Here is a 2,071-nt window from a genome sequence, read left to right as displayed (position 1 = left end):
AATGTGAATCTCGCGACCGCAGTGATTCCTGAAAATACGAATATGGACCACATGGCAGCCGGTGCTTTCCAGGCGCGCTACATGGCGGAACATCTCTGGAGCGGCTTCTGGTGGCTGGCGTTGTTGAACGGCTTCTGGGTTTTGATGTCGACTCATTTAAGTAATACGGACGTGCTGATTCGAACGGTTACGGATATCGTCTGGGTCGCAAGTCCCCGCTTGCGTGAACGCCGCCGAATGAATATCAGCAGGCTCTATTATTCGTTTCTGGCGATTGCCACAGTCTGGGGCTTGTATGCAGTCAACTGGGGACATGCCATCTCGTTATTTAAAATTCTGGGCGCCGTTGCCGGCCCCGTTCTGGCGATCGCCGCCATTCAGATTTTGATTGTGAACACGAAACTGCTTCCCCGGGAATTACAACCGCGACTCTGGCGGCGTGGCGCTTTGATCTTGTGCGCGATTTGTTACGGATGCTTATCTGCCGCACTGTTATGGGACTTGTTTTTGGCGATGAATTGAGCAAAACTGTACATTACAATGATAGCACTCATTGGATCACGGAGAATCATTATGATTAGTAAACCGCGGGGCAAGAAACGTCGCCTGCCGTTTTTTAATCACGCATTGATGATTAGTTTTTCGGCTGCGATTCTGTTCTGCGCAGTTGCGATCATCAAATCTCAAGCTGAAGAAAAAGCTGTCGCAGCAGAAACGGTCTTCTATGAAAGTGCCGTCAAGACGATCATCGAAGCCAAGTGTGTCAGTTGTCATAATGCGAAAATGAAAAAGGCGGGTCTGGATCTCAGTACGGCGCACGGGATTCTGCAGGGAAGCGAATCCGGACGAATCGTGCAGGCGGGAGATCCGGAGGCAAGTCTGTTATTCCAGATGATCGACGCGGAGGAAATGCCGCCGAATGAAAAAGACCGCCTCAACAAGAGCCAGTTGGAAGAGCTGAAAAAATGGATCGCCGGCGGTGCGAAGTTTCGCGAAGCAGTCGCCTCCGCGCCGGCGGTGACTCAACATGATATCATTCCCCTGCTCCATTTACGGTGTGTCGCCTGTCACGGAGGCCGACGTCAGGAAGCGGGGCTGGATCTGAGAACAAAAGAGTCGATCCTGAAAGGGGGAAAATCCGGCCCGGCGGTGGTTCCGGGCAAGCCGGAAGAGAGTCTCCTGATTCAGCGGATCAAGTCCGGCGAGATGCCTCCGCGGCGGAAACTGGTTTCGGTCAGCGTCAAGCCGATGGAAGCGACTGAACTGGAATTGCTCTCCCAATGGATTACCCTCAAGCTGCCTGAATTAACAGAAAACACGACTGAGGAAACAAATCGGACTGATGATCTGGTAACGGACAAAGATCGAGAATTCTGGTCGTTTCAGCCGCCCGCTCAAGTGCGTCCTCCTGAAGTCAAACACAGTGATCGCGTGGGAAACCCGATTGATGCGTTTATTCTGCAAAAACTGGAACAGCGCGGTCTCACGCTCTCTCCGGCGGCAAGCAAGCGAACGATCCTGCGTCGGCTTTCTTTTGACCTCACAGGTCTGCCGCCGACGCCGGATGAAATCAATCAGTTCGTGAATGACACAGATCCACGCGCTTATGAAAAACTGGTGGACCGCCTGCTGGCCTCCCCCCGCTATGGAGAACGTTGGGCCCGGCATTGGTTAGACATCGCCGGTTATGCAGATTCCGAAGGTGCGCAAAACGAGGACCGATTGCGTCCGCACATGTATCGCTACCGTGATTATGTCATCCGTTCGTTCAATCAGGATAAGTCGTATTCCCGTTTTCTCCTGGAACAGATCGCCGGTGATGAACTTGTCGAATATCAATCCAAAGCAATCACCCAGGAAACCTATGACTGCCTGGTCGCGACCGGTTTTCTGCGGACGGCCCCGGACCGGACGTTTGCTAATATCACTAATTTTGTGCCTGACCGGCTGGAAGTGATTTCCGACGAAATGGATATCCTGGGTTCGGCGGTGATGGGATTAACGATTAAGTGTGCCCGTTGTCATTCGCACAAATTCGACCCGATACCGCAACGCGACTATTACCGCCTGA

The 2,071-nt window shown here is 52.7% G+C and carries 1 protein-coding gene and 1 pseudogene; both read left to right on the top strand.

What is annotated here, in order from left to right:
• Nucleotides 1–522 (top strand): annotated as a pseudogene (locus Q0294_RS18350) (hypothetical protein); the annotation flags it as partial.
• A 51-nt stretch (nt 523–573) separates the two neighbouring features.
• Nucleotides 574–2,071, top strand: a 1,498-nt coding sequence (locus Q0294_RS18345) for a DUF1549 domain-containing protein (protein ID WP_299468354.1), incomplete at its 3' end; no start/stop codon positions are given.

This window comes from uncultured Gimesia sp. (genome assembly GCF_937919775.1).
Taxonomy (GTDB): domain Bacteria; phylum Planctomycetota; class Planctomycetia; order Planctomycetales; family Planctomycetaceae; genus Gimesia.
This window is presented reverse-complemented; position numbering and strand designations above follow the sequence as displayed.